Origin of the sequence: Streptomyces sp. NPDC097107, assembly GCF_044762405.1 — a bacterium.
In the GTDB taxonomy this organism is placed as follows: Bacteria; Actinomycetota; Actinomycetes; order Streptomycetales; family Streptomycetaceae; genus Streptomyces; species Streptomyces thinghirensis.
Genome location: NZ_JBIWEF010000006.1, coordinates 421,076 through 447,201, shown reverse-complemented (window position 1 = coordinate 447,201; position 26,126 = coordinate 421,076). Strand labels below are relative to the sequence as shown.

General features: G+C 71.3%; 20 protein-coding genes and 1 pseudogene. 12 read left to right on the top strand and 9 right to left on the bottom strand.

The features are described 5' to 3' along the window. Positions 1–222: 222 nt before the first annotated feature. Together rho and ACIQ1J_RS17510 are read left to right on the top strand one after the other, a co-directional pair. The gene (gene rho, locus ACIQ1J_RS17515) at positions 223–1,362 is read left to right on the top strand and encodes a transcription termination factor Rho (RefSeq protein WP_403557535.1); all 1,140 of its coding nucleotides are present in this window, start codon (positions 223–225) and stop codon (positions 1,360–1,362) included. A gap of 119 nt (positions 1,363–1,481) precedes the next feature. Then, positions 1,482–2,663, top strand: coding sequence for a D-alanyl-D-alanine carboxypeptidase family protein (locus tag ACIQ1J_RS17510; protein WP_403557534.1), 1,182 nt, complete (start codon positions 1,482–1,484; stop codon positions 2,661–2,663). A 19-nt stretch (positions 2,664–2,682) separates the two neighbouring features. Here the strand turns inward: ACIQ1J_RS17510 and ACIQ1J_RS17505 are convergent, their stop codons facing one another. After that, entirely contained in the window at positions 2,683–3,606 is a 924-nt protein-coding gene (locus tag ACIQ1J_RS17505; protein ID WP_383554045.1) for a glutaminase, read from the bottom strand. Between the two features lie 223 nt (positions 3,607–3,829). Between ACIQ1J_RS17505 and ACIQ1J_RS17500 the strand changes: the two genes are divergently transcribed. Continuing rightward, a complete protein-coding gene (locus tag ACIQ1J_RS17500) occupies positions 3,830–4,888 on the top strand; it encodes a fatty acid desaturase family protein (RefSeq protein WP_403557533.1) in 1,059 nt (352 codons plus the stop codon). Between the two features lie 135 nt (positions 4,889–5,023). On the opposite strand, the gene crcB (ACIQ1J_RS17495) is transcribed toward ACIQ1J_RS17500, so the two are convergent. The 5 genes and pseudogenes from crcB (ACIQ1J_RS17495) to ACIQ1J_RS17475 all read right to left on the bottom strand — a co-directional run bounded on the left by crcB (ACIQ1J_RS17495) (position 5,024) and on the right by ACIQ1J_RS17475 (position 10,123). Next, entirely contained in the window at positions 5,024–5,398 is a 375-nt protein-coding gene (crcB, locus tag ACIQ1J_RS17495; protein WP_403557532.1) for a fluoride efflux transporter CrcB, read from the bottom strand. After that, entirely contained in the window at positions 5,395–5,862 is a 468-nt protein-coding gene (gene crcB / locus ACIQ1J_RS17490; RefSeq protein WP_403557531.1) for a fluoride efflux transporter CrcB, read from the bottom strand. Before crcB (ACIQ1J_RS17490) ends, crcB (ACIQ1J_RS17495) begins: the two co-directional genes overlap by 4 nt. Before the next feature lie 190 nt (positions 5,863–6,052). After that, positions 6,053–6,337: pseudogene (locus ACIQ1J_RS17485) on the bottom strand (ArsR family transcriptional regulator); the annotation flags it as partial. Between the two features lie 125 nt (positions 6,338–6,462). Beyond that, entirely contained in the window at positions 6,463–8,043 is a 1,581-nt protein-coding gene (locus tag ACIQ1J_RS17480) for an arabinogalactan endo-beta-1,4-galactanase (protein ID WP_403557530.1), read from the bottom strand. A 55-nt stretch (positions 8,044–8,098) separates the two neighbouring features. Continuing rightward, positions 8,099–10,123: a beta-galactosidase gene (locus tag ACIQ1J_RS17475; protein WP_403557529.1), complete on the bottom strand. Its 2,025-nt coding sequence runs from the start codon at positions 10,121–10,123 to the stop codon at positions 8,099–8,101. 185 nt (positions 10,124–10,308) lie between these two features. Here ACIQ1J_RS17475 and ACIQ1J_RS17470 point away from each other — a divergent pair, with 185 nt between their 5' ends. The 5 genes from ACIQ1J_RS17470 (at position 10,309) to ACIQ1J_RS17450 (ending at position 14,987) form a co-directional block, all read left to right on the top strand. After that, positions 10,309–11,628 (top strand): ABC transporter substrate-binding protein, encoded by a 1,320-nt coding sequence (locus ACIQ1J_RS17470; protein ID WP_403557528.1) that lies wholly within the window; start codon positions 10,309–10,311, stop codon positions 11,626–11,628. Continuing rightward, the gene (locus ACIQ1J_RS17465; RefSeq protein ID WP_403557527.1) at positions 11,625–12,554 is read left to right on the top strand and encodes a carbohydrate ABC transporter permease; all 930 of its coding nucleotides are present in this window, start codon (positions 11,625–11,627) and stop codon (positions 12,552–12,554) included. The genes ACIQ1J_RS17470 and ACIQ1J_RS17465 overlap by 4 nt, the downstream gene beginning before the upstream one ends. Continuing rightward, positions 12,551–13,456, top strand: coding sequence for a carbohydrate ABC transporter permease (locus ACIQ1J_RS17460; protein WP_403557526.1), 906 nt, complete (start codon positions 12,551–12,553; stop codon positions 13,454–13,456). Before ACIQ1J_RS17465 ends, ACIQ1J_RS17460 begins: the two co-directional genes overlap by 4 nt. Beyond that, positions 13,453–14,484, top strand: a complete 1,032-nt coding sequence (locus ACIQ1J_RS17455; RefSeq protein ID WP_210960958.1) for a LacI family DNA-binding transcriptional regulator — start codon at positions 13,453–13,455, stop codon at positions 14,482–14,484. The genes ACIQ1J_RS17460 and ACIQ1J_RS17455 overlap by 4 nt, the downstream gene beginning before the upstream one ends. A gap of 95 nt (positions 14,485–14,579) precedes the next feature. Beyond that, positions 14,580–14,987: a MarR family winged helix-turn-helix transcriptional regulator gene (locus ACIQ1J_RS17450; protein ID WP_210960959.1), complete on the top strand. Its 408-nt coding sequence runs from the start codon at positions 14,580–14,582 to the stop codon at positions 14,985–14,987. On the opposite strand, the gene ACIQ1J_RS17445 is transcribed toward ACIQ1J_RS17450, so the two are convergent. Next, positions 14,984–15,385 carry an SseB family protein gene (locus ACIQ1J_RS17445; RefSeq protein WP_403557525.1) on the bottom strand — a complete coding sequence of 134 codons (402 nt, stop codon included), beginning with the start codon at positions 15,383–15,385 and terminating at the stop codon, positions 14,984–14,986. The genes ACIQ1J_RS17450 and ACIQ1J_RS17445 overlap by 4 nt on opposite strands. A gap of 263 nt (positions 15,386–15,648) precedes the next feature. On the opposite strand from ACIQ1J_RS17445, the gene ACIQ1J_RS17440 reads away from it, so the two are divergent. The 4 genes from ACIQ1J_RS17440 (at position 15,649) to ACIQ1J_RS17425 (ending at position 20,738) form a co-directional block, all read left to right on the top strand. Further along, complete coding sequence (locus tag ACIQ1J_RS17440) at positions 15,649–16,254, top strand: hypothetical protein (RefSeq protein ID WP_403557524.1); 606 nt, start codon at positions 15,649–15,651, stop codon at positions 16,252–16,254. Positions 16,255–16,396: 142 nt separating this feature from the next. Next, the gene (locus ACIQ1J_RS17435) at positions 16,397–17,842 is read left to right on the top strand and encodes a glyceraldehyde-3-phosphate dehydrogenase (RefSeq protein WP_403557523.1); all 1,446 of its coding nucleotides are present in this window, start codon (positions 16,397–16,399) and stop codon (positions 17,840–17,842) included. 357 nt (positions 17,843–18,199) lie between these two features. Beyond that, positions 18,200–20,443 carry a hypothetical protein gene (locus ACIQ1J_RS17430; RefSeq protein WP_403557522.1) on the top strand — a complete coding sequence of 748 codons (2,244 nt, stop codon included), beginning with the start codon at positions 18,200–18,202 and terminating at the stop codon, positions 20,441–20,443. A gap of 16 nt (positions 20,444–20,459) precedes the next feature. After that, the gene (locus ACIQ1J_RS17425) at positions 20,460–20,738 is read left to right on the top strand and encodes a DUF6215 domain-containing protein (protein ID WP_403557521.1); all 279 of its coding nucleotides are present in this window, start codon (positions 20,460–20,462) and stop codon (positions 20,736–20,738) included. Between the two features lie 145 nt (positions 20,739–20,883). Here ACIQ1J_RS17425 and ACIQ1J_RS17420 read toward each other — a convergent pair whose 3' ends face one another. Beyond that, positions 20,884–24,267 (bottom strand): CARDB domain-containing protein, encoded by a 3,384-nt coding sequence (locus ACIQ1J_RS17420; RefSeq protein ID WP_403557520.1) that lies wholly within the window; start codon positions 24,265–24,267, stop codon positions 20,884–20,886. A 371-nt stretch (positions 24,268–24,638) separates the two neighbouring features. Next, positions 24,639–26,084 carry an argininosuccinate synthase gene (gene argG / locus ACIQ1J_RS17415; RefSeq protein ID WP_403557519.1) on the bottom strand — a complete coding sequence of 482 codons (1,446 nt, stop codon included), beginning with the start codon at positions 26,082–26,084 and terminating at the stop codon, positions 24,639–24,641. Positions 26,085–26,126 lie beyond the last annotated feature (42 nt).

The window sequence follows — 26,126 nt, the reverse complement described above, 5'->3', positions numbered from 1 at the left end:
CTGTGGGCGCCGGTGCCGGTTTCCCTTCGGTTCGCCGACCCGCCCGTCCCTGTGCGACCGGCGCGTCCGCTTCTCAGCACAACCTCGTGAGCAGGGCCCTTCCCCGCCGTACCCGAGGTGCTGTTCCCGCCGTCCGGAGGCGTGTCGTCCGACCCCTCGCACGGCTTCTCCCCCCTTCCTTCCGCATGCCCCATGCCCGTGTCCTCGAAAGGACCGAACACCATGACCACCACACTCGAACGCCCCCCTGTACAGCAGCCCCCGGCCGAGATCGCGAACGGTGTCCTCGACATCGACGCGGGCGGGAAGGGGCAGCTGCGGGGCAGCAGCCTCCAGCCCGAGCCGTCCGACCCCGCCCTCTCCCCCGCGCTGATCCGCCGCCACGGCCTGCGCAAGGGCGACCTGGTCGAGGGCGTGCGCGGCGACCGGCGGACCCTGACCGACATCGTCCGCGTCAACGGCCGCACGCCCGACCGGCAGGGCGGCCGACGGCACTTCCACGACCTGACACCACTGCACCCGCACGAGCGGCTGCGCCTCGAACACCCGGCGGCCGGCCTGACCGGGCGGGTCGCCGATCTGATCGCCCCGGTCGGCAAGGGCCAGCGCGGCCTGATCGTGGCCCCGCCGAAGACCGGCAAGACCGTCCTCCTCCAGCAGATCGCCGCCGCCGTCGCCGGCAACCACCCCGACTCCCACCTGATGGTGGTGCTGCTCGACGAGCGGCCCGAGGAAGTCACCGACATGCGGCGCTCGGTACAGGGCGAGGTGTACTCCTCGACCTTCGACCGGAGCGCCAAGCAGCACATCGCGCTCGCCGAGCTCGTGATCGAGCGGGCCAAGCGCCTGGTCGAGGCCGGTGAGGACGTCGTCATCCTGCTCGACTCCCTCACCCGGCTGTGCAGGGCGCACAACAACGCCGCCTCCTTAAGCGGCCGCACGCTCAGCGGCGGTGTCGACGCCGGGGCGCTGCTCGGGCCGAAGCGGTTCTTCGGCGCCGCCCGGACGGCCGAGGAGGGCGGTTCGCTCACCATCCTCGCCACCGCCCTGGTGGAGACCGGTTCGCGTGCCGACGACTTCTACTTCGAGGAGCTCAAGAGCACCGGCAACATGGAGCTGCGGCTGAGCCGGGAGCTCGCCTCCCGCCGGGTCTTCCCGGCCGTGGAGATGACCGGCTCCGGCACCCGCCGCGAGGAGCTGCTGCTGTCCGCCGCCGAATCGACCGCCGTGCGCGGGCTGCGGCGGGCCCTGGGGGGCCGGGACGAGCAGTCCGGGCTGGAGACGCTGCTGGAGCGGATGCGCCAGACGCCGGACAACGCCACGTTCCTGCGGCGCGTCCAGCCGACGCCGCCCGCCGACTGAGGCCGCGCGTCGGCCGGTGGGCCCCGGCCGGCCCACCTCCCTACGGCATCCGGGTGCTTGCGGGCGCGACTCGGCCCGGGGAGCGTGGCGGTCCGGGGGCCCGTTCCTACGTTTGCGGTATGACTATCGGATTCTCATCCCGGGCGGCTCGATCCTCCTGTGTGCTCTGTGTGGCAGGGCTGCTGACGCTCATGCCCGCCGCCGCGGCCGCCCGTGCGGTGCTGCCGGACCCGGGTCCGCCCGGCGGGCCACGCGCGGCGGCGGCCCAGGCGTCGCCGCTGTACCGCTCCGGGACGCAGGTCCGGCCCCGCCCCGGCGCGCCCGGAGTCCCCGATGTCTCGGCGCTGTCCTGGGTGGTCGCCGACGCCGGCACCGGCGACGTGCTGGCGGCACATGACGCTCATCGCAAGCTCCCGCCGGCCAGCACCCTGAAGACCCTGTTCGCTCTTACGGTGCTGCCGGTCCTGCCGGGCGGCATCCGCCACGAGGTGAGCGCCGACGAGCTGACCGGCATCGGGCCCGGCAGCAGCCTGGTCGGTGTCGTCGAGGACCACACATACCGGGTCTCCGACCTGTGGAACGGCGTCTTCCTCAACTCCGGCAACGACGCCGTCCACGTCCTCGCCTCGCTCACCGGCGGCTGGAGCGCCACGGCCGCCCGGATGCAGGCCGAGGCCCGCGCCCTCGGCGCTCTCGACACCCACGTGCGCTCACCGGACGGCTACGACGCACCGGGCCAGGTGTCGTCGGCGTACGATCTGGCGGTCTTCGGCCGGGCGGGGCTGCGCAACCCGGACTTCGCGCGGTACTGCGCCAAGGTCGACGCGATGTTCCCCGGCCGGAACGGGGACTCGTTCGGGATCATCAACACCAACCGGCTGCTCACCGGGGCGGACGGGGTGGAGCCGTACCCGGGGCTGATCGGCATCAAGAACGGCTACACCAGCGACGCCGGCAACACACTGATCGCGGCCGCCCGCCGCGACGGGCGGACCCTGGTGGTGACGGTGATGAACCCGCAGGAGGGCGGCGGCCACGCCGTGTACGAGGAGACCCGTTCGCTGCTCGACTGGGGCTTCGAGGCGGCCGGGCACGTCGACCCGGTGGGATCGCTGGAATCCGGGGGCGCCCGGCCGCTGCCGGGCCCGCAGGCCGTACCCGCGGCGGTCGTGGCGGCGCGGCCCTCGCAGGACCATGCGGGCTGGCCGGAGACCGGTGCCATCGTGGGCGTCGCCGGGCTGGGCGCGGGGGTCATGGCACTGGCGCTACGGCTCAAGTTCGTGCGGGCCGAGGGGAGTTGACGGCGCCCGGGTCGTCCGGTCAGAAGACCGACAGGCCCGTCAGTGTCGTGAAGCGGTCCAGCGCCGCCACGCCGGCCACCGAGTTTCCCCGCTCGTCCAGGCCTGGGCTCCACACGCACAGCGTGCAGTGGCCCGGCACCACCGCGATGATGCCGCCGCCGACCCCGCTCTTGCCCGGCAGACCCACCCGGTAGGCGAACTCACCGGCCGCGTCGTACGTCCCGCAGGTCAGCATCACCGCGTTGACCTGCTTGGCCTGACTGCGGCTCAACAGCCGGGTGCCGTCCGCGCGGATGCCGTGCCGGGCCAGGAACCCGGTCGCCAGGGCGAGGTCCGCGCAGGAGGCGGCGACGGAGCACTGGCGGAAGTACTGCTCCAGCAGGACGGGCACGGGGTTGTCGATGTTGCCGTACGACGCCATGAAGTGGCCGAGGGCGGCGTTCCTGTCGCCGTGCGCGGTCTCGGAGGCGGCGACCTCCTCGTCGTAGGTCAGGTCCGGGTTGCCGCTCTCCGCGCGCAGGAAGGCGAGCAGTTCACCCGCCGCGTCCCCGGTACGGGTGTGCAGACGGTCGGTGACGACGAGGGCGCCCGCGTTGATGAAGGGGTTGCGCGGGATGCCGTTCTCGTACTCCAGCTGCACCAGGGAGTTGAACGGGTTGCCGGACGGTTCGCGGCCCACGTGTTCCCAGAGCGCGTCGCCCTCGCGGGACAGGTCGAGGGCGAGGGTGAAGACCTTGGTGATGGACTGCGCGGAGAATGGCTCGCGCCAGTCCCCCACCCCGTACACCGTGCCGTCCGGCTCGGCGACGGCCATGCCGAAGCGGCGCGGATCACAGGCGGCGAGCGCCGGGATGTAGTCGGCGGGCCGACCACTGCCGGGGGTCCGCTCGATCTCCTCGGCGATGCGCTCCAGGACCGGCTGGAAGGTCGTCCGCGTACTCATGCCCGCCATTCTTCCTCCGGGCCGCTCCCGGCGCACAGTCGGGCGGGAGCGGTGCGCCGGCCCGCCAGGATCTCCGGCCGCGGCAGGGCGGTGCGCCGCTCCTGCGGGTCGGGCGGAGAGCTGTCAAGGGAGGACCCCAGGGCAGGGGTGGTGCCAGCCACCCCCTGCTTCGGGTGGCGACCGTCATTCTGCGGCCGGGGAAGCCGCCCGCATACTGCGGTGCATGGCCAACTCAACGGTGCTCATCGAGAGCCTGCCCACCCGCGAACAGGAAAAGGGACGCGAAAGAGGGAGCGACTTTTCCGAACTCTCACGGCGTATGGCCGACGCGGGGCTGCTCCGGCGCCGCCCGCTGTATTACACGGTCCGTTTCGGAGCCGTCGCCCTCGCGCTCGCGGGCGGTGTCGCCGCCTTCGTCACTCTGGGGAACAGCTGGAGCCAGCTGTTCGTCGCGGTGGCGCTGGCCGTCGTCTTCGGCCAGCTCGGGCTGGCCGCCCACGACCTCGCCCACCGGCAGGTCTTCTCGCGTCGGCGCCCCAGCGAGACCGGCGGTCTCCTGGTGGCGAACCTGCTGCTGGGGATGAGCTACGGCTGGTGGATGAACAAGCACACGCGCCACCACGCGAATCCCAACCACGAGGAGAAGGACCCGGACGTCTCCCCCGACATCCTGGTGTGGTCACGGCGCCAGGCGACCAGGGCCGCGGGGCTTCCCCGCTTCGTCGGAAAACACCAGGCCGCCCTGTTCTTCCCGCTGCTGACGCTGGAAGGTCTCAATCTGAGTTTCAGCAGCTTCAAGGCCCTGCGCAGCCCGTCCGTGAAGCGGCCGGTTCTGGAGGGCACGCTCCTCGTCGCCCATTTCGCCCTGTACTTCGGCGCTCTGTTCACGGTCCTCTCCCCCGGCAAGGCGCTCGCGTTCATCGCCGTGCACCAGGGGCTGTTCGGGGTCTACCTCGGTTCGGTCTTCGCTCCCAACCACAAGGGCATGCCGATGATCGAGGAGGGCATGCGGCTCGACTTCCTGCGCCGCCAGGTCCTCACCTCCCGCAATGTGCGGGGCGGCGTGCTCGTCGACGCGTTCATGGGCGGCCTCAACTACCAGATCGAGCACCACCTCTTCCCCAGCATGCCGACGCCCGCCCTCGGCAGGGCCCAGGGCATCACCGAGCGGTACTGCGCCGAACTGGGCGTCCCGTACTGCCAGACGGGCCTGCTCGCGTCGTACCGCGAGGCGCTGCGGCATCTGCGGAGCGTCGGTGAACCGCTGCGCGACGCCCACTGAGCGGCGGGGGCGTGCCGGGTCCGGCCGCGCGGTCAGCTGTGCAGCACGCCCGCGCCGAGCAGCCCGAGGAGCGGGACGCCGACCGCGATCCGGTAGATGACGAAGGCGTGAAGGAGTGCGGGACGGTGCCTCGTGTCAGGCCCAGAGCGCGTCGGCCAGCGTCACCCCGGCGCACACCGCCCCCAGGCCGGCCAGCACACTCGCCGCCACGTTCACGGCGGCCAGGAGGCGTGCGCCCGCCCCGGTCAGCCGGAGCGTCTCGTAGGAGAAGGTCGAGTACGTCGTGAGGGCACCGCACAGCCCGGTCCCGAGCAGGAGCCGCAGGTCGGAGCCCGCGGCTCCCGCGAGTGCCGCGCCGGTCAGCAGGCCCAGCACCAGACAGCCGACGACGTTCACCGTGAAGGTTCCCCAGGGGAAGACCGAGTCGTGCCGCGCCTGCACCGCGCGGTCGGTGAGGTAGCGGAGCGGGGCACCGACCATGCCGCCCGCGACGACCAGCAGCCAGTTCACGACGACCCCGCACCCTTCGCGTCCGCGCCCCCGCGTGTTCCGGGCGGTGACGCGCGGCGGGTCGCCCAGGTGGCGAGCCACACCGCCGCGAGGGCCGCGAGAGGGGTGGCGGCGAGGTAGAGGAGACCGGTACGGAGCTGGTCGGCGGCGAGCAGGTGCCGGATGTCGACGGCGTAGGTGGAGAAGGTGGTGAAGCCGCCGAGGACTCCGGTGCCCAGGAAGGGCCGGACGAGGCGGTGGGCGCCCCGCACCTCGGTGACGACCACCATCAGCACGCCGATCAGGGCACAGCCGGCGACGTTGACCCAGAAGGTCGTCCAGGGGAAGCCGCCGGTCTGCGTCGGCCACCACAGGGAGGCCGCGTAGCGGGCGGCGGCGCCCGTGCCGCCGCCCAGGGAGACGGCCACGACGACCGGCGCCTGGCCGCGCCGGACGGCGGCGCTCTCGGTGCCCGGGGCTGTCATGGTCGTACGTCTCCTACTCGCCGGGCAGGGGGTGCCCCCGTTCGCAAGTAGGGACCGTCGGCGGCAGCGGTGCCGCGGTTCGGGTACGGCGGCCCCACCGCCGCGCCGCGCGCCCCGGGGCCGCGCCTGGGGTCAGCCTAACGCCGGCGCGGCCCCGGGGCACTCGTCGGGTGGCGCGGCCGCCGGTCGACCAACCCTTCTCGAACATCCGCGCCACCTCGGCGATCCGCACCTCGTCGCGCCGGTAGTGCGTCCGGCCGCGGATGATGCCGGTGCGGAGCAGACCGGTCTTCGCGAGCAGGTCGAGGTGGGTTCCGGCCGCCCGGCGGGACACGCCGAGCTTCACGGCGACGAGCTCCGCGCGGACGCCGTGCGCGACGACGTCCGCGTGGTACTCGGGCGGGAAGTGGGCGGCCGGATCCTTGAGCCACTCCAGGATGTCGAGACGCGCACCGTGCGCGGGGGTCCTCAGCATCTCGTCCTCCCTCCGTCCGGGCCCGCCCGTACCGTGTCCTTCCACTGTCCCGCAGCCGGGGCCCCGCTGTCCGGGACTCCGGCGCCTTGTCCGGTAGCGAGCCGTCCCGTACGGCACAGGAGGTGTCAGCGGTGACGGAACCACGCCATGGCCGGCAGCGCCCTGTCGTCGTAGCCGAACAGGGCCTGGTTCTCCCAGCCGTTGCCGGAGGACGGGTCGGCGGGGTCCCAGCCGTTGCCGTCGACGGCGGTCCAGGTCGCCTCCCAGTAGAAGACGCCGAGGCCGCGGCCGTTCGGGACTGCCTCCACGATGTTCGCCACCGTGTTCATCCACGCCGTCTGCCCGGCGGGGGTCGCCGGGTAGCCGGGGACCAGCTCGCCGGCGACGTCGATGATGTTCTCGTGCGCGTCCTCACTGTCCAGCCGGAACGGGTAGGCAGTCTCGGCGACGAAGACCGGCTTGCCGTAGCGGGCGGCCGCGTCGTCCAGGGTGGTCTGGAAGTCGGACAGCGGGCCGTGCCAGTAGCCGTAGTACGACAGGCCGATCGCGTCGAACCGGACGCCGTGCGCGACGGCGTTGTCGAACCACCAGCGGGTGCCCGACAGGTCGCCGCCCTTGGCCAGGTGCAGCGCTACGGGGGTTGCCGCGTCGACGCTCTTGACCGCGTCGTATCCGCTGTTGATCAGCCCGGCGAGCTGCGTCCAGTTGTCCGTGGAGCCCTCGTTCCACAGCATGCCGCCGTTGATCTCGTTGCCGACCTGCACCATGTCGGCGCCGGTGCCCTGCGCCTCGAGCGCGTCGAGTACGTCGTGGGTGTGGTCGTACACGTCCGTCTTCAGCCGGCCGTAGGAGTGGCCCGCCCAGGCGGCGGGCTTGCTCTGGGCGCCCGGGTCGGCCCAGGTGTCCGAGTAGTGGAAGTCGACCAGCAGCTTCATGCCCCGGTCCTTGACGCGCTTGGCGGTCGCCAGCACGCGCGCCTTGTCGTTGTAGCCGTCGGCCGGGTTCACCCAGACCTTGAGGCGGGCGTAGTTCATGCCGGCGGACTTCAGGATGCCGAGCGCGTCGCCCGCGGGCCCCGAAGTCGTCCGGTAGGTCCCGCCCTTGGCCTCGCTCTTGGCGAGGGACGAGACGTCGGCCCCCTTGACCGGCAGTCCGGAGGTCGTGCCCGGCGTGAAGGTCAGGTCGTCGACGTTGATCCAGTTACCGGCGTTCGCGTCACTGTTGATGCTGACAGTGCACTGACCGGCGGTCACATTGACGGGCAGGACGATCCGGATCCACCCAGCGGCGGACACGGGAAGGTCGGTGCGCTGCTCGGCACCGCCGCAGTTCTTCAGGGCTATCCAGGCTGCGTTCTGGCCGCCTCCCGAGCGGACCCAGGCGGTCAGCCGGTAGCTGCCGTCGGCCAGCCCGGAGAGGTACTGGTACGTCTCGACCCTGTACGCGGACGAGGACCAGTGGCTCAGGCGGTTGCCGCCGCTGTGGCCGCCGGCCTCGGTGTACGAGGCGCCGGTCGAGCCGTACTCGGTCCAGCCGGCGGGCGTGGCCGCGCCGCCGGCGTCGGTCTCGAAGCCGCCGTTGGTGAGGGTGCTCGCCGCATGGGCGGTCCGGTCCGGCAGGCCCGTGAGGGCGAGCCCGGCCACGAGGAGCGGCAGCAGGGCCTTGAGAGTGCGTCGGGGCTTGAGAGTGCGTCTGGGATGGAACATCGTCGTCCGTGGTCCCTTCGACTGGGGGATGGGGCGGAAACAGCGAGAACCGGGGCTAGGGGGTGTCGAGCCGTACGATCCGCACGGCGCCGGCCGGGACCGCGAGGCGGCCCGCGGCGCGCTCCCCGGTGAGCAGTTCGGTGCCGTGCGCGTCCAGCGGCACCTTGGCGTCCGAGGCGGAGTGGTTGATCGCGAACAGGTAGGTGCCCGACTCGCCGGCGCGGCGCACCACTTCGACATCGCGGGGCAGGTCGGCGCGGGGGCTGATGCGCGCGTCCTCGGCCGCCCGGCCGAGCACGGCGTCCAGGCCTTCGGCGCCGAGGCGGGTGGAGACGTACCAGGCGGTGCCCTCGCCGAGGCGGTGGCGGGTGACGGCCGGGTGGCCCGCGGTGAGGCCGTCGGTGTACGCCCACACCGGCTCGGCGCCGCGCGGCACGACGAACTCCGTCCACACGTCGCCGGTCTGCCCGGAGCCGTCCGGGCCGGTGAGCCCGACCCGCTCGCCCGCGAGCAGGGGCGAGAACTCCTCCACGGTGAGGCCCAGCACGTCCCTGAGCGCGCCCGGGTAGGGGCCCTCATGGACGGCGTCGTGCTCGTCGACGATGCCGGAGAAGTACGAGACGACGAGGGTGCCGCCGTTCTCGACGTACTCGCGGAGGTTGTTCCCGGCCGCCTCGGTCGCGAGGTACAGCGCGGGGACGACGACAAGTGGATAGGCCGACAAGTCGGCTTCCGGGTGGGCGAAGTCGACGGTCAGGTGGCGGTCGTAGAGGGCTTCGTAGAAGGCGTCGGCGCGTTCGCGGGGATCGTGGTCCTCGCTGGGACGCCACTGGAGGTTCTGCGCCCACCAGGACTGCCAGTCCCAGACCATGGCCGCGTCGGCTTCGGTGCGGGTGCCGCGGACGGGGGCCAGTGAGTCGATCGAGGCGCCCAGTTCGGTCACCTCGCGCCAGACGCGTGTTCCGGTTCCGCCGTGCGGCAGCATCGCCGAGTGGAACTTCTCCGCGCCGCGCCTCGACTGCCGCCACTGGAAGAACATGGCGCCCTCGGAGCCGCGGGCCACGTGGGCGAGGGAGTTGCGGGCCATCTGGCCCGGGGCCTTGGCGGGGTTGCGGGGCTGCCAGTTGACGCCCGAGGTGGAGTGTTCCAGCAGCAGCCAGGGTGCGCCGCCCGCGACGGAGCGGGTGAGGTCGGCTGCCATGGCGAGGTTGACGTGGGTGCGGCGGCCGTCGGTGATCAGGTAGTGGTCGTTGGTGACGAGGTCGACCTCGCGGCCCCACGCCCAGTAGTCCACGGAGTCGCACTGGCTGAGCGCGGTCATGAAGTTGGTGGTGACGGGGACGCCGGGCGAGAGGCGGTGCAGGATGTCCCGCTCGGCGCGGAAGTTCTCGCGCATGGTGGCGTCGGCGAAGCGCTTGTAGTCCAGCGCCTGGGCCGGGTTGCCCACCGTCGGGGTCGTGCGCGGCGGGTTGATCTGGTCGAGGTCGGCGTAGCGCTGGCCCCAGAAGGCGGTGCCCCAGGCCTCGTTGACGGCGTCGACGGTGCCGTACGTCGTCGCCAGCCAGCGGCGGAAGTGTGCGGCGCAGGAGTCGCAGTAGCAGGCGGAGACGGGGACGCCGTACTCGTTGTGGACGTGCCAGAGCGCGAGGGCCGGGTGGGTGCCGTAGCGCTCGGCGAGCCTGGTGGTGATGTCCGCGGCGGCGGCGCGGTAGTCGGCGTTGCTGTGGCAGATGGCGCCCCGGGAGCCGAACTCGTACCGCAGCCCCTCGGCGGTCACGGGCAGGGCCTCGGGGTGGGCCCGGTAGAACCAGGCGGGCGGGGCGACGGTGGGCGTGCCGAGGTCGGCGCGGATGCCGTTGTCGTGCAAAAGGTCGAGGAGGCGGTCCAGCCAGGCGAAGTCGTAGGCGCCGGGGGCGGGTTCCAGCAGCGCCCAGGAGAAGATCCCGGCGCTCACCATCGTCACGCCGGCCTCGCGCATCAGCCGGACGTCCTCCTGCCAGGTCTCCTCCGGCCACTGCTCGGGGTTGTAGTCCCCGCCGAAGGCGAGCCCGGCCAGGCCCCTGGGGGTGGTCTCCGGCATGGATGGTCTCCCGATGTGATCGATCAATTGGGAACGTGCACACATTCTTTCGGCAGTGCGAGCCCAACATAACCGCACAGCAACAACCATTGACAAGTGTCCGGGATGTTTCTCTACTGTGAACGCTCACAGAAGCATGGCAGGTCTTCGCAGCAGGCGGAGACCCCAGGTCAGGGGAGAGTTCCATGCCGTACACGAAGCGCCGTCGCCTGGTGACCTCGGCCGTCGCCGTCGCCCTCGGGGCCACCACCCTCGCCGCCTGCGGCTCGTCCGACGACGACAGCGACGCCCGGTCGGGCCCGGTCTCGCTGACGTACTGGACCTGGACGCCCGGCATGGACAAGGTCGTCGACCTGTGGAACAAGGGGCCGGGCGAGGAGCAGCAGATCACGGTCACGGTGAAGAAGCAGGCGTCCGGCGACACGCTGGTCACCAAGATCCTCACCGCCCACAAGGCCGGCCAGGGGCCCGACCTGGTGCAGGCCGAGTACCAGGCGCTGCCGACCCTGGTCAGCAACGACGCGCTCGCCGACATATCGGACGAGGTCGGTGACGTGAAGGGCAAGTTCGCCGAGGGAGTGTGGCAGCAGACCACACTGGGCACGGACGCCGTCTACGCCGTCCCGCAGGACATCGGGCCGATGATGTTCTACTACCGCGAGGACCTGTTCAAGAAGTACGGCCTGAAGGTCCCGGCCACCTGGGACGAGTTCGCCGAGACCGCGCGCGAGCTGAAGAAGGCGGCGCCCGACAAGGACCTCACCACCTTCTCCGCCAACGACTCCGGCCTCTTCGCGGGTCTCGCCCAGCAGGCGGGCGCCCAGTGGTGGACGACCGAGGGCGACAAGTGGAAGGTCGGCATCGACGACGCGGCGACGAAGAAGGTCGCCGACTTCTGGGGCGGCCTCGTCGAGGAGGGCGCCGTCGACAACCAGCCGATGTACACCCCGGCCTGGAACAAGGCACTCAACACCGGCAAGCAGATCGCCTGGGTCAGCGCCGTGTGGGCGCCCGGCACGCTGACCACGGCCGCGCCCGACACCAAGGGCAAGTGGGCCATGGCCCCGCTCCCCCAGTGGTCCGACAGCGAGAACCGCACCGGCAGCTGGGGCGGCTCCTCCACCGGCGTCACCACCGACTCCGAGCACAAGGAGGCCGCCGCCAAGTTCGCCGAGTGGCTGAACACCGACGGCGACGCGCTCAGCGCCCTGGCCACGGAGGGAGGCATCTACCCGGCCTCCACCTCCGCCCAGCTCAGCGGTGCCTTCTCCAATCCGCCGGAGTTCTTCGCCAACCAGCCGGACTTCTACACCAAGGCCGCCGCCATCGCGAAGACGACGGCGCCCTCGGCCTGGGGCCCCAACGTCAACGTCGCCTACACGGCCTTCAAGGACGCGTTCGGCGCCGCCGCGAAGAGCAAGTCGGGGTTCACCGCCGCCCTGGGCACCATGCAGGAGGAGACGGTCGCCGACCTGAAGAAGCAGGGCTTCGAGGTCGCCCGGTGACCAGTACGACGGCACGCCGGAGGCCGTACGGGGTCAAGGGCGCCCCGTATGCCTTCCTGATCCCCGCGATCGCCCTGTTCCTGCTCTTCTTCGCGCTGCCCATCGGCTACGCCGTCCACCTCAGCTTCCGCAAGGTGGAGGTCTCCGGGCTGGGACTGGGCGCCGGGGCGCGCGAGGAGGTGTGGGCCGGTCTCCAGAACTACACCGACGCCCTCACCGACGGCGAGCTGCTGGACGGGGCGCTGCGCGTCCTGGGCTACGGCTGCGTCGTCGTGCCGGTGATGCTGGGCCTCGCCCTGCTGTTCGCCCTGATGCTCGACTCCGAGAAGGTGCGGTTCACCCCGGTCACCCGGCTCGCGATCTTCCTGCCGTACGCCATTCCCGGCGTGGTGGCGGCGCTGCTGTGGGGCTTCCTGTACCTGCCGGACGTCAGCCCCTTCTATTTCGTGCTCGACCGGCTCGGTCTGCCGCAGCCGGACCTGCTGGACGGCGGCCCGCTCTACCTCGCCCTGGCGAACATCGCCGTCTGGGGCGGCACCGGCTTCAACATGATCGTCATCTACACCTCGCTGCGGGCCATCCCGGCCGAGGTGTACGAGGCGGCGAAGCTGGACGGTGCCTCCCCGCTGCAGATCGCGCTGCGGATCAAGATTCCGATGGTGGTGCCGTCGCTGGTGCTGACGTTCTTCTTCTCGATCATCGCCACGCTCCAGGTGTTCAACGAGCCGACCACCCTCAAGCCGCTCACCAACTCCGTGTCGACCACCTGGAGTCCGCTGATGAAGGTGTACCAGGACGCCTTCGGCAAGGGGGACATCCACGCCGCTGCCGCCCAGGCGGCGATCATCGCGCTCGTCACCCTGGTGCTGTCCTTCGGCTTTCTGCGGGCAGCGAACCGTCGAAACAAGCAGGAGGCAGCACGATGAGTTCTCTCGCCGTACGCAAGGCGCGGCCGGCGGCGGGCACCACGCCCGGCACGGCGCAGGGCCCGCCGCGGCGCCGCCGCATCGCACCGGTCCCGACGCTCACACTGCTGCTCGGCGCGGTCTACTGCCTGCTGCCGGTGGCCTGGGTGGTCATCGCGGCCACCAAGTCGGGCAGCGAACTGTTCTCCACCTTCACCTTCCTGCCGGGCACGGGCTTCGCCGACAACGTGAGCGACCTGAGCGCCTACCGGGACGGCGTCTACTGGCGGTGGATGGCCAACTCGGCCCTCTACGCCGGTCTCGGCGCCCTGCTGTCCACGGCCGTGTCGGCGTTCAGCGGCTACGCGCTGGCGACGTACCGCTTCCGCGGCCGGGAGACGCTGTTCAACGTGCTGCTGGCGGGCGTGCTGATGCCGCCGGTGATCCTCGCCGTGCCGCAGTACCTGCTGCTGGCCGAGGCGAACCTGACGGACTCGTACCTGGCCGTGCTGCTCCCCCAGATCCTCTCCCCCTACGGCGTCTACCTGGCGCGCATCTACGCCGCGGCGGCCGTGCCCGCCGACGTGGTGGAGGCCGGGCGGATGGACGGCGCGAGCGAGTGGCGGATCTTCACCCGGGTCGCGCTGCCGATGATGGTGCCGGGACTGGTGACGGTGTTCCTGTTCCAGTTCGTGGCCGTGTGGAACAACTTCCTGCTGCCCTACATCATGCTCAGCGACGACGAGAAGTTCCCGATGACGCTCGGTCTGTACACGCTGCTGGAGCAGGGCGCGAACACGCCCGCGCTCTACACACTGGTGATCACCGGCGCCTTCCTCGCGGTGCTGCCGCTCGTCGCCCTCTTCCTGGTCGTCCAGCGGTTCTGGAGCCTCGACCTGCTCTCCGGGGCCGTAAAGTCATGACCATGAGCAACACGGGGGGCCGGCGCCGACCGCCCACGATCCACGACGTGGCGCGCGAGGCGGGAGTGTCGCGGGGCACGGTGTCGCGGGTGCTCAACGGCGGGCACTACGTCAGTCCGGCCGCGCAGGAGTCCGTCAACGCGGCCATCCGCAAGACCGGTTACGTCGTCAACCGGCACGCCAGGTCGCTGATCACCGGGCGGTCCGACTCGGTGGGCTTCCTGCTCACCGAGCCGCAGGAGCGGTTCTTCGAGGACCCCAACTTCAACGTCCTGCTGCGCGGTTGCACCCAGGCGCTGGCCGCGCACGACGTGCCGCTGCTGCTGATGCTGGCCGGTACCGAGGACGAGCGGCGGCGCATAACGCGGTACATCACGGCGGGGCACGTCGACGGCGTGCTGCTGGTCTCCAGCCACTCCGGGGACCCGGTCGCCGAGGAACTGCGCGCGGCGGGTGTGCCGCTGGTGGCGTGCGGCAAGCCGATCGGGCTGGGTTCGAAGGTGAGTTACGTGGCCGCCGACGACCGGGACGGCGCCCGGGACATGGTCCGCCATCTGCTGTCGCTGGGGCGGCGGCGGGTGGGTGTGGTGACCGGCCCGCTCGACACCCCCGGTGGTGTGGAGCGCCTGGCCGGGTACAAGGAGGTACTCGGCGAGGCCGGCGTCACCGTCGACGAACGGCTCGTCGTATCGGGCGACTACAGCCGGGCCAGCGGTGAGGCGGGGGCGGAGCGGCTGCTGGCGCAGGCGCCGGACGTGGACGCCGTGTTCGTGGCGTCGGACCTGATGGCGCAGGGAGTGCTGGCGGCGCTGCAACGGGCGGGGCGGCGGGTGCCCGGGGACGTGGCGGTGGGCGGTTTCGACGACTCCCCCGCGGCGGTCGCCGCCAGTCCCGAGCTGACCACGATCCGGCAGCCCTGGGACCGGATCAGCGCGGAGATGGTGCGAGTGCTGCTGGCCCAGATCGGCGGGGACGACCCGGCGGCGGTGATCCTGCCGACGGAGCTGGTGAAGCGCGACTCGGCCTGAACGGACCCCGTTGCCCCTCCGCACCCTTAGCCGGTCCTTGCACGCACACTAGTTGCACGGACAAGGAACAGTCGCTTCGGTGTTACCGTGCAGGTATGGCAGTCAAGACGGCCGGCGGGCGGCTCGAGGAGCGGTGGCGGGAGATCCTCTCGGTGCACGCGCGCACGATGTGCGAGATCGACCGCGTACTGCACCCGCACGGTCTGGGCGCGAGCGACTTCGAGGTGCTCGACCTCCTGGTGACCGAGGCGCCCGGGGAGGGCGCCCAGTGCCGGGTGCAGAACCTGGTCGGCCGGGTCCACCTGAGCCAGAGCGCGCTGTCCCGGCTCATCGCCCGGCTGGAGAAGGACGGCCTGGTGGAGCGCTCGATGTGCGCGGAGGACCGCCGCGGTGTGTACGTCACCCTGACGCGCAGCGGCCGGGACCTGTACACCGAGGTGCTGCCGCTGCAGCGGGCCGCACTGGCCCGCATGCTCGGCGGCGTGGAGGACTCCCGCCCCTAGGGACGGGCCAGGAGAGTACGCACGCCGTCCGACGTGAGCGTGAGGCGGTGCTCCGAGCCCGCGTCGATGGACAGGGACAGGTCGTCGGCCGGCCACTGTGCGGCGAGGGCGCCCAGCGGCACCATGCGGTAGCGGGAGACGTACGGCAGCAGGTCGGCCATCTCCAGCTCCGACGTGAACACGGGCACCACCTGGCGGCCGCCCTGCTGCTCCAGCACCGGCAGTGCCAGCATCCCGGGGTCGGCGGCGTCCTGCTCGTTCGCGTCGTCGGGTACCGGGACGAGGACGTCGCTGCTCGCGAGCGTGTCGAGCGCCGTCGTGTCCTCGGTGTTCTCGGCAAGTGCGCCCAGCGCCCGCTGGGCGGGCGAGACGGAGTTGTCGTTCGCGGGTGTTTCCATGGCAGATCCCTGGTAGCGACGGTGGTGGGCCCGCCCGATGATCGGCACGGGGCGGTTCAGGCTCGCGTACCCGATCGCCCAGGACGCAATCATGTTCGACGCCGAGCGGTGGGGCGACCGAGTTCGACCGGCCCCCTCGCCCCCCTCGCCTCCCTCGCCTCTTTGCCCTCCGCGGCGTTCGCGACGGGCCCGCCGCAGTGCAACCTTCCGGTCAATTCGCTCGTCCCACCCAATACCGGAACATCCATACCCCGGGGGGCACAATGCGACAAAGTCGATCAGCATGGGTAGCGGTCCTGCTCGCGGGCACCGCCTTGGGAACGGCCACGGTCGCGGCCGACGCGGCACCGGCCGCCGACGCGCGGAGCACCGTGCGGAACGCCGCGCACACCACGGCGTGCCCCACCGGCTGGGGCAGCCGGGACAAGACCCGCGTCGCGGGCACGACGACGCCCGTGCGGGACGTCAGGGCCGCGCGCCACGCGTGCTTCGACCGCATGGTCGTCGACGTGCCCGGGGCCAACGCCGACCGCCTCGGTTACTTCGTCCGGTACGTCGACCGGCTGCACCAGGACGGCTCGGGCCGTCCGATCGCGGTCGGCGGCGGAGCGGTCCTGGAGGTCCGGGTCGCCGCGCCCGGATACCGCCCCGAGGCCGGCGCCCCCACGTATCCGGGCCGGGCCGGCCGGCCCCTGCCCGATGTCGACCTGACCGGGTACCGCACCTTCAGGGACGCCCGGTTCGCCGGCAGCTTCGAGGGCGAGACGCAGATCGGGCTCGGCGTCCGTGCCCGGCTGCCCTTCCGGGTGCTGGCACTGGACGGCCGTGTCGTCGTGGACGTCGCCCACTCCTGGAGCGGCGCACGCTGAGGCGGGTCAGGGCCGGCGGGCGTCCGGATCGGCGCCCGTCGGCCACCACCGGCACTCATCTGATCAGCAAGGGACCCACTTGATCGATCAGAAGGGCGGTCGGGTTAGCATATGAGCGCCGCCTAGCTCGAAAGATAGAGACGTGACTGCCAACGACGACTCGTTCACCAACTGGAAGAACCGCGAAGAGATCGCGGAATCGATGATCCCGATGATCGGGAAGCTGCACCGGGAGCAGGACGTCACGATCCTGCTGCACAGCCGTTCCCTGGTGAACAAGTCTGTGGTCAGCATCCTCAAGACCCACCGCTTCGCCCGCCAGATCGCCGGTGCGGAGCTGTCGGTCACCGAGACGATGCCCTTCCTGCGGGCCCTCACCACGCTCGACCTCGGTCCCTCGCAGATCGACATCGGCATGCTCGCCGCGACCTACAGGAGCGACGACCGCGGGCTGACCGTGGAGGAGTTCACCGCCGACGCCGTCGCCGGGGCCACGGGCGCCAACAAGATCGACCGGCGCGAGGGGCGCGACGTCGTCCTGTACGGCTTCGGCCGTATCGGCAGGCTCGTCGCCCGCCTGCTCATCGAGAAGGCGGGCTCGGGCAACGGCCTGCGGCTGCGCGCCATCGTGGTCCGGGGCGGCGGGGAGCAGGATCTCGTCAAGCGCGCCTCGCTGCTGCGCCGCGACTCCGTGCACGGCCAGTTCCAGGGCACGATCACCGTCGACGAGGACAACAGCACGATCCTCGCCAACGGCAACGCCGTCAAGGTGATCTACGCCGACGACCCGACGCAGGTCGACTACACGGCGTACGGCATCAAGAACGCCATCCTCATCGACAACACCGGCAAGTGGCGCGACCGCGAGGGCCTGTCGAAGCACCTGCGCCCCGGCATCGACAAGGTCGTCCTGACCGCGCCGGGCAAGGGCGACGTCCCCAACATCGTGCACGGCGTCAACCACGACACCATCAAGCCGGACGAGCGGATCCTGTCCTGCGCGTCCTGCACCACCAACGCGATCGTCCCGCCGCTGAAGGCGATGGCCGACGAGTACGGCGTGCTGCGCGGCCACGTGGAGACGGTCCACTCGTTCACCAACGACCAGAACCTGCTGGACAACTACCACAAGTCGGACCGCCGCGGCCGCAGCGCGCCGCTGAACATGGTCATCACCGAGACGGGTGCCGCCTCCGCCGTCGCCAAGGCCCTCCCGGACCTCAAGGCCAAGATCACCGGCAGCTCGATCCGCGTCCCGGTGCCGGACGTGTCGATCGCGATCCTCAACCTGCAGCTCGCCCGTGAGGCGAGCCGCGAGGAGGTCCTCGACCACCTGCGCGACGTGTCGCTGACCTCGCCGCTCAAGCGCCAGATCGACTTCATCAGCGCCCCCGACGCGGTCTCCAGCGACTTCATCGGCTCGCGCCACGCCTCGATCGTGGACGCCGGCGCGCTGAAGGTCGAGGGCGACAACGCGATCCTCTACCTCTGGTACGACAACGAGTTCGGCTACTCCTGCCAGGTCGTGCGCGTCGTGCAGCACGTCTCCGGGGTGGAGTACCCGACGTACCCGGCCCCGGCGGTCTGATCCCCGGACGGAGCGGTGTGCGCGAGGGGCGGTGGGTCATGGGCATGGCTTCCACCGCCCCTCGCGCGTGCCGGATCAGGACGCGAGAGCGTCCACTCGGCCGCCGCCCGCCCTCCGGATGCCCGTCGCGTACCCGCTGCGGGAAGGCTGACGACGTGTGCGCCGCCTTCCCGGCGGCGACGGACGGTCCCGGCGGACGTCGCCGGCGCTGCGTACACCGCAGCCGAGTGTCGCCGTGGAGGAAGCCCTGAGCGGAGGCTGACCGGCATCGGCCGACCGGGCCGGGGCATGAGTGTGATGGCGTTCCCCACTCGGACGCCGTGTCGCACGACGGTCGGCCGTAACGAGAATGGGGCCATGAACGCACTGGGTCGGCGCTCGCCCTGGATCGAGGTGCTGGTCTGGTGCGTCGCGGTGCTGAGCCTGACCGTCCTGGCCGCGGCCGCCGTCGTGCGCAGCACCGTGCTCGATCCGAAGTTCTACGGCCAGGTGCTGGAGGACGAGCGGGCCTACCAGCGGTTCTACGACGAGGTGCTGGTCGACCCGGACAGTACGCCGCTGGCCCGGGAACTGCTGGACCGACTGCCCGTTCCGCAGTCGACCATCACCTCGAACCTCAAGGTCGTGATTCCTCCGGAGACGCTTCGGGCCATGGGTGACCGGCAGATCGCCGAAGTGATCGAGTACCTGGAGGGTGACCGCGACCGGCTTCGCATCACGGTGGACCTGGAGCCCGTCGTCGCGAACGTCGAACGGCTCACCCGGGCCTACTTCGGTGACGCCGTCGCCGCCCTGCAGCAACGGTCCGAACCGGACTTCCAGGCCTTCGTGCAGCGCCTGTCCGAACTGGCGGCGCAGGTGGTGGCCGGTGAGGCGCCGCTGGAGGGCCTGCCGTCGCTGCCGCTCTCCCACGGCCAGGCGGTCGCGACCGCGGACGCGCTGATGCGACTGGTGCCGTCGGACGCGCGCGCCGTCACCAGGCCCACGGTGCAGACGGCACTGGACCGGGGTGACGTGGCGGCGGCGCTGGCCGCGGTCGCGCCGGTCGCGCTGACGGACCGGGTCCGGGCAGCCGCCGCGGAGCTGCTGCGGGACGCGGGCGAAGGCGCGTGGGTCATCACCGTCGACCTCGACCCCTCGCACGAGGCACTGGCCCCCGTGGACCGCGCACGTTCCATCTCCCGCCTCTTCCAGGAGGTGGTGGAACCGGCGGCGGCCGTGCTCTGCGCCGCCGCGCTCACCCTGCTGTGGTTCCTCACGCCCTCCCCCACCAAGCGCCGGCTGATGCCGCTCGGCTGGGTGCCGGCCGCCGCCGCCTCGGTGATGGCGCTGTCGGTACTCCTGCTGCGTCTCACACTGGGCAACGCGCTGTTCGACACGCCCGCGGCGTGGCCTCCCGCGGCGTCGGACCTCCTCGGCGACATTCGGGCCACCGCCGTCGACCAGCTCCTGACCAGCGCGACCGTCGTAGCGGTGATCCTGCTCGCCGCCGGCGCCCTGCTGATCACCGTCGGCTGGGTCTGGCAGACCAGGCCCGGCGTGCCGGTGCTCACCGATCCGCGGCACGGCCCCACCCTGACCTTCGCCGTCACGGCGTGCGCGCTCGTGGGCACGATGCTGGCGCCGGTGGCGATCACCGGCTCCTCACCGCGCATCTGCCAGGGCAGCGCCGAGCTGTGCGACGCCCGCTACGACGAGATCGCCCAGCTCGCGTCGCACAACGCGATGGCCACGACGGCGGACCGGTTCATCGGCCCCCTCCAGGACCCGGACATCGTCGGTCAGCTCAACGCCGGGGTACGGGTCCTGCTCCTCGACACCCACCGCTGGGAGCGGCCCGAGGAGGTCGCGGAACGGCTGAGCACCTCGGACTTCTCCCCGGCCCTGCGCCGCCGGCTCACCTCGATCCTGGAGCGGGTGAACCCGCCCCACCCCGGGATGTGGCTGTGCCACTCGGTGTGCGGCGCCGGGGCTCTCGAACTGACACCCACACTGCGCCAGATCGGCGACTGGCTGCGCGCGAACCCCACGGAGGTCGTCACCCTGATCCTCCAGGACGGCGTCGACTCCGTGGCGGCCCAGAGCGCCTTCCGGCAGGCCGGCTTGTCCGACCTGCTGTTCGAGCCGGACGCGGACCCGGACCGGCCGTGGCCGAAGCTGGGCGGCATGATCGACAGCGGCCGGCGCCTGGTCGTCTTCGCGGAGAAGGCCGACGGGCCCGCGCCGTGGTACCGGGACCTCTACCGGTACGGCATGGAGACGCCGTTCGCGTTCCGCAGCCCGGACGAGATGTCCTGCCTGCCGAACCGGGGCGGCGCCGACAAGCGGCTGTTCCTGCTCAACCACTTCGTCACGGCCGGCGGCGGGCTGCGGCTGGACGCCGGGCTCGTCAACTCCCGGCAGCGGGTGCTGGAGCGGGCGCACTCCTGTGAGCGGCAGCGCGGCAGACCGGTCAACTTCATCGCGGTGGACTACGCGACGATCGGTGACGCGCTCGGCGCGGTCGCGGAGCTCAACACCGAGCGCCTTGCGGACGATTCCCGCTTCCCCGTCGGAGGATCACCGGACCGGCTCCGCCACGCGCAAGGAACGCGCACGTGAAACGGGGGCAGGGGGCATGACGGACGCTTCCGCGAGACCCGAGAAGGGCATGAGCGCGGCGGCCCAGGCGATCACCGCGGTGGTGCTGGTCGGTGCGCTGGCGGGCGGCATGTGGACCATCGCCCGGGCCGACGCTCATAGCTCCGGGAAACGGGGGCCGGCCACCTGGGAAAGGCCGCGCAGGCGAAGAGGGTCCTGGGACGCGCGGCGGCCCTCTACTCGAACCGGACCATCGCCATCTCCCTCGGCGGCGACGGGGCGGACGCCGGTCCGGGCGGCATCGCCCGCAGCCTGATGGTGGCCCAGGACGCCAAGGACAGCGGCGGCTCCCACGAACTCTCCGTCTGGCGCGGGGACGGCATGCCGCCCGACGACGCGATGGTGCTCCGCGTCGCCGAGCGGGTGCTGCCGGCGGTCCCCGGCTGGACCGCCGGCCGACCTCACCGGTTGATCTTGAACTGCGATCCCGGTTCGATCGTCACGTCCTCCTCTGCCGAGTTGGTGATCGTGACGTCGGTCAGGGTGGCGCTGCCTCGGGCGCCGCCCATCGCGAGGATGCCCGATCCGTTGTTGGACTTGTCGATGCGGACGTTCTGGATCTTCACGTCCGGCATCGCACCACCTCCCGTCTTGAACTGGATGCCGTCATAGGTCGAGTCGAGGATGTCGGTGTCCCTGATGGTCACGCCGGGGATGTCCTGCCCCTGCGCGAAGAGGGTGATGGCGCCGAACTCCTGGTCCTCGTTCCAGAACGCGCCGCCCGTCCGGTGCAGGGCGTTGCCCGCGATGAGGGTCTGCCCGGAGAAGGGCAGCGGGTCGTGGTCGGTGGCGAGCATGATGCCGGGGTAGTTCATCGTGTCGGAGATGACGTTGTTCTCGACGGTGTTGCCGTAACCGCCGTAGACCGCGATGCCGTTGGCCCGCCAGGGGAGCTGGATGGTGTTGTTGCGGAAGTGGTTGTCGTGGCCGACGTCCACGGAGGTGTCCTTCACGTACTTGCTGGCCCACACCGCGAGCGAGTCGTCGCCGGTGTTGCGGAAGGAGGAGTTGTAGACCGTGGAGTCGCGGGTGCCGTTGGCGAAGTTGATACCGTCGGCGTAGGTGTTGCGGATGCGCATGCCGGTGAACTCCAGGCCGTCACCGGGTCCCCACAGCTCGGGGATGTTCGAGTAGTCGCGGCCGGCCCAGACGCCGACGTTGGCGTGCTCGATCCACACGTTGCTGATCTTGGTGTCCTCGCCGAAGCGGCCGTTGAGGCCGACGCCTCCCTCATGGTTGCCGTCACCGCCGCGGATGGTGCCCGAGCCGAAGATCGCGATGTCGGAGATCTGGGTGTTGTCGTCGATGTCGAAGCCGAAGTTGCCCTCGTGCGGGTGGTTGATGCCGCCGGCCTCGTGCGGCGGGGTCAGGGTGTGGAGCTGGGAGTGCCACATGCCCGCACCGCGGATGGTGACGTCGCGGATGCCGACCTGGTTGTGCTGGCCGCGGTTCTGCGGGTCGTCGGTGAGGATCTTCTGCTCCTGACGCCACTGCCCGGCCGGGATCCACACGCAGGGGATCTCGCCCGCCTGGTCGGCGGTGACGGCGCGCTGGATGGCGTCGGTGTCGTCGAGTCCGTCGCCGGGGACGGCCCCGTACTCGGTGATCGAGGTGCAGTTCGCCGGCTTGGGCGCCGGGGGCGCGACCTGCTCCAGGTCGATCAGGTCGATGACGTGGAAGGCGGCCGAGTCGCCGGCGTCGCGCTGGAGGCGGAACTCGGTGCCCTGCGGGAAGGTCCGGTCCAGCAGCGCGTGGGACTCGTCGAACAGCCGCCGCGCGTCGCCGCCGGGCCGGTTGGTGAGGCCCTCGGGGTCGTCGGTGTTGCCGTACAGCCAGCTGTGCTTGGACGACAGGGTCAGCTTCTGTACGAAGTCGCCGTCGGCGTAGAGGCTGATCGTGGCCTCCGCTCCCCCACCGCCGGGGGCGTCGGGGACGGAGTTGCGCACCACGATGGAGTTGGTGGGCGTGGTGGAGGTGAACTCGACGTACTCACCGGTCGAGTCGAGCCGGACGGACTTGCGGCCGGACGACTCGGTGCCGAAGTTGGTGTGCCCGAAGGTGCGCTTGGCGTCGGCGGTGAGCAGGGTGCCGTTGTGACGGCCTTCCTCCGCCTCGTACTCGGTGTACGGCACGGCGGCGCCGCGTCCGACGACGACGGACTTGGCGAGCACGTTGTTGTTCTCGTTGGTCTCGGTGACGACGCCGGTCGCGTCGGCGGTCGCGCTGAGGATGACCCCGCCACTGACCGCCGTCCAGGTGCCGCTGATCGGCACCGTCACCGTGGCACCGGCGGCGACCTCGGCCGTCGTGCCGTCCAGGGTGGTGGTGCCGGCCTGGAGCCGGGTCACCGAGCCGGCCCCGACGGTGCTCGTGCCGCGGTTGTGCACGGCGACGGTGAAGGAGACCTCCGCGCCCACGGCCGGGTTGGCCGGATTGGTGGTGATGGAGCGCACCTCCAGGTCGGGTCCCGGGGCCCGGTCGACGACCAGCCGGTCGGCGGCGGTGCGGCTGTTGTTCGAGTCGTCCAGTTCGGCGACCGTGTCGCGCGGGTCGGCGACCGCGGCGACCGCGTAGTCGCCGGCCGCGTGGGTGCCGGTGGCGACGGCGACCTCGGCGGACTCACCGGGGCCGAGCGCGGGTATCTCCGCGCTGCCGGCGGCCGTTCCCTCCACGGTGACGTCCGCGGTCGTCGCGGCCGAACGCGCGGTGCCGGCGTTGCGGACCGTGGCGTTCACGGTGACCTCGTCCCGCTCGGAGGGGTCGGCGGGTGACCAGGCGAGGCCGGTGACGGTCAGGTCGGGCGCGGGCGCGGCGGTGCCGACGACCTGGAACTCGGCGACCTGGCCGCCGGGCGCGCCGGTGTTGGAGAAGAACCTGAGCCGTACGTCGGACACGCGGCCGGTGACCGGGATGGTCACCGTGTTGTCCTTGCCCGGACTGAAGGAGTAGTCGGCGCGGGCGCGCAGCGAGGTGAAGTCGCTCCGGCCCTGCGCACGGCCGAGCACCTGGATGCTCTGGGTCCGGGCGGCCCAGACGGGGTCCGGGTCGAGCTTGGCGACCACGGCGCTGATGTCCGCGTCGGCGCCGAGCCGCACGGTGAGGTCGGCGGGGTGGCCGACCGCTTCCCAGTAGGTGGAGATGGAGTCGTCGGTGGCGTTGGCCGCGACGTAGGAGTGCACCGACGAGGTGGCCTCGACCGGCTTGTTGCGGGCCAGGTTGGTGCCGGTGGGGGGCGGCTCGGTGACCACTTCCTCGCCGTACACCTCCAGTTCGGCCAGCTGTGCGGCGTTCCAGCCGGTGTTGCCGGTGACGTGGACGCGGACGTAGCGGGCGTCGGAGGGGGAGGTGAGGCCGACGGCGACGGTGTTGGTCCGGTCCGGGCTGAACGCCCGTGCTGCGGGGCCGGCGAGGGCGCTGAAGGTGGAGCCGTCGGTGCTGCCCCGGAGGGAGAGGGTCTGGCTGCGGCTCTCCCAGCCGGCGGGCAGTTTCAGGACCACCCGCTCGACGTTGCGGGCCTCGCCGAGGTCGACCTGCACCCACTGGGGGAAGGAGCCGGCCGGGCCCTCCCAGTAGGACGCCTGGGTGCCGTCGGTGGTGTTGCCGGCCGGGTACGCGCCGTGTGAGCCGCCGGCCGTGGCCGGACGGCCGAGGGCGAGGTTGACGTCGGCGGCGGCCGTCGCGGCGTGCGCGCCGGACGCGAAGGGCAGCGGGAGCAGCCCGACCGTCATCAGCCCGGCCACGACGGCGCCCGTCAGCGACCGTCGGCCGAGGGATCTCCATCTCATGGGGGTCCTCTGTTCCGTGGGGAGTCGGGGAGCGCGACAGGTCGACGGGGAGGGCAGGCACCGACCATGCGCGCCAATTGAGCAGGACAGTCGATTCTTTGCGGAAAGTGCGTCATCAGATTTCTATTGCGTCACCTGTTTGTCAACGGTCCTCGTTGCGGCGGGATTTGGTACGTAAGCGGCTTGCACAGCTTGCGGATCTCTTGCGTCCGCGTTGAACAGGCAAGTAGTCACCATCGAGACATGCAGATGCCGTTCAGATCCCATCGCGCACGCAAGTCATGCACCGCTATGAGAAACAGAAGGGCCGACTCGGCGCCCGTAGGCGTCGAGCCGGCCCTTGCCGGTGAGGGGTCCCCCAGGGGGACGGATCAGTCCGTGCCGAACTCCATGGCGGCACGGTCCAGCAGCTCGTCGTCGCCGGAGACCCCGCCGCGTGAGGCGATGGCCTGCGCGCCGCCCTCCGGCATGGCGCCGATCAGCCCGGTCGAGGCGGCCTGGGCGGCACCGATGGCGGGATTGGCGGTGCCGATGAGCCCGAGTCCGGCGTACTGCTCCAGCTTGGCGCGGGAGTCGGCGATGTCGAGGTTGCGCATGGTGAGCTGGCCGATCCGGTCCACCGGGCCGAACGCGGAGTCGTCGGTGCGCTCCATCGACAGCTTGTCCGGGTGGTAGCTGAACGCCGGGCCCGTGGTGTCGAGGATCGAGTAGTCCTCGCCGCGCCGCAGCCGCAGCGTGACCTCGCCGGTGACGGCCGAGCCGACCCAGCGCTGGAGCGACTCGCGGATCATCAGCGACTGCGGGTCCAGCCAGCGGCCCTCGTACATCAGCCGGCCCAGGCGCCGTCCCTCCGTGTGGTACTGGGCGAGGGTGTCCTCGTTGTGGATCGCGTTGACGAGGCGCTCGTAGGCCGCGTGCAGCAGGGCCATGCCGGGCGCCTCGTAGATGCCGCGGCTCTTGGCCTCGATGATCCGGTTCTCGATCTGGTCGGACATGCCCATGCCGTGGCGGCCGCCGATGGCGTTGGCCTCCATCACCAGGTCGACGGGGGAGGCGAACTCCTTGCCGTTGACCGTCACCGGGCGGCCCTGGTCGAAGCCGATCGTGACGTCCTCGGCGGCGATGTCGACCGACGGGTCCCAGAACCGCACGCCCATGATGGGCTCCACGGTCTCCACACCGGTGTCGAGGTGCTCCAGCGTCTTGGCCTCGTGGGTGGCGCCCCAGATGTTGGCGTCGGTGGAGTACGCCTTCTCCGTGGAGTCCCGGTAGGGGAGGTCGTGGGCGAGGAGCCACTCCGACATCTCCTTGCGGCCGCCCAGCTCGGTCACGAAGTCGGCATCCAGCCACGGCTTGTAGATCCGCAGCTGGGGGTTGGCGAGCAGGCCGTACCGGTAGAACCGCTCGATGTCGTTGCCCTTGAACGTGGAGCCGTCGCCCCAGATCTGGACGTCGTCCTCGAGCATCGCCCGGACGAGGAGCGTGCCGGTGACGGCACGGCCCAGCGGCGTGGTGTTGAAGTAGGCCCGCCCGCCCGAGCGGATGTGGAACGCCCCGCAGGTGAGCGCGGCCAGGCCCTCCTCGACCAGCGCCGCCCGGCAGTCGACTAGGCGCGCGATCTCGGCGCCGTAGGTCTTGGCGCGGTCGGGCACCGATGCGATGTCGGGCTCGTCGTACTGGCCGATGTCGGCGGTGTACGTGCAGGGGACGGCGCCCTTGTCACGCATCCACGCGACCGCGACCGAGGTGTCGAGGCCGCCCGAGAAGGCGATACCGACGCGCTCGCCGGTGGGAAGGGAGGTGAGGACCTTGGACATAGGAAGAGTATGCATGATGACGCATGGCCATGCAAAGCCCGG

Excerpts from the sequence above, each read along its gene's own strand:
- rho (WP_403557535.1), top strand. The coding sequence starts at position 223 with ATGACCACCACACTCGAACGCCCCCCTGTACAGCAGCCCCCGGCCGAG.
- ACIQ1J_RS17420 (WP_403557520.1), bottom strand. The coding sequence starts at position 24,267 with ATGAGATGGAGATCCCTCGGCCGACGGTCGCTGACGGGCGCCGTCGTG.
- ACIQ1J_RS17425 (WP_403557521.1), top strand. The coding sequence starts at position 20,460 with ATGACGGACGCTTCCGCGAGACCCGAGAAGGGCATGAGCGCGGCGGCC.
- ACIQ1J_RS17480 (WP_403557530.1), bottom strand. The coding sequence starts at position 8,043 with ATGTTCCATCCCAGACGCACTCTCAAGCCCCGACGCACTCTCAAGGCC.
- ACIQ1J_RS17430 (WP_403557522.1), top strand. The coding sequence starts at position 18,200 with ATGAACGCACTGGGTCGGCGCTCGCCCTGGATCGAGGTGCTGGTCTGG.
- ACIQ1J_RS17450 (WP_210960959.1), top strand. The coding sequence starts at position 14,580 with ATGGCAGTCAAGACGGCCGGCGGGCGGCTCGAGGAGCGGTGGCGGGAG.
- ACIQ1J_RS17505 (WP_383554045.1), bottom strand. The coding sequence starts at position 3,606 with ATGAGTACGCGGACGACCTTCCAGCCGGTCCTGGAGCGCATCGCCGAG.
- ACIQ1J_RS17455 (WP_210960958.1), top strand. The coding sequence starts at position 13,453 with ATGACCATGAGCAACACGGGGGGCCGGCGCCGACCGCCCACGATCCAC.
- ACIQ1J_RS17475 (WP_403557529.1), bottom strand. The coding sequence starts at position 10,123 with ATGCCGGAGACCACCCCCAGGGGCCTGGCCGGGCTCGCCTTCGGCGGG.
- ACIQ1J_RS17440 (WP_403557524.1), top strand. The coding sequence starts at position 15,649 with ATGCGACAAAGTCGATCAGCATGGGTAGCGGTCCTGCTCGCGGGCACC.
- ACIQ1J_RS17510 (WP_403557534.1), top strand. The coding sequence starts at position 1,482 with ATGACTATCGGATTCTCATCCCGGGCGGCTCGATCCTCCTGTGTGCTC.
- crcB (WP_403557531.1), bottom strand. The coding sequence starts at position 5,862 with ATGACAGCCCCGGGCACCGAGAGCGCCGCCGTCCGGCGCGGCCAGGCG.
- ACIQ1J_RS17460 (WP_403557526.1), top strand. The coding sequence starts at position 12,551 with ATGAGTTCTCTCGCCGTACGCAAGGCGCGGCCGGCGGCGGGCACCACG.
- ACIQ1J_RS17470 (WP_403557528.1), top strand. The coding sequence starts at position 10,309 with ATGCCGTACACGAAGCGCCGTCGCCTGGTGACCTCGGCCGTCGCCGTC.
- argG (WP_403557519.1), bottom strand. The coding sequence starts at position 26,084 with ATGTCCAAGGTCCTCACCTCCCTTCCCACCGGCGAGCGCGTCGGTATC.
- ACIQ1J_RS17500 (WP_403557533.1), top strand. The coding sequence starts at position 3,830 with ATGGCCAACTCAACGGTGCTCATCGAGAGCCTGCCCACCCGCGAACAG.
- ACIQ1J_RS17445 (WP_403557525.1), bottom strand. The coding sequence starts at position 15,385 with ATGGAAACACCCGCGAACGACAACTCCGTCTCGCCCGCCCAGCGGGCG.